1 protein-coding gene is annotated in these 228 nt (G+C 28.5%); it reads left to right on the top strand.

Annotation, left to right across the window (positions count from 1 at the left end):
• A partial coding sequence (gene tilS, locus SB659_RS20705; RefSeq protein WP_410551807.1) for a tRNA lysidine(34) synthetase TilS occupies positions 1–228 on the top strand: 228 nt, incomplete at both ends.

Here is a 228-nt window from a genome sequence, read left to right as displayed (position 1 = left end):
GATGAAGAAACTATCAACGAAATTTTATTAACTGACTGTTTCATTTCTTCAGAAAACAATTTAAATATTAATCTCAAAGGATTTATTAAGGAAAATATTAAAGATTTTGAGTGGATTATTGATCCGGCAAAAATCCAATTTCCTTTATTTTTAAGAAGACATCGGGAGGGTGATGAGTTTTACCCTGTTGGACTTTCAGGGAAAAAGAAAATTTCTAAATTTTTCAGA

This window comes from Arthrobacter sp. SIMBA_036, assembly GCF_046535135.1.
Taxonomy (GTDB): Bacteria; Actinomycetota; Actinomycetes; order Actinomycetales; family Micrococcaceae; genus Arthrobacter.
This window is presented reverse-complemented; position numbering and strand designations above follow the sequence as displayed.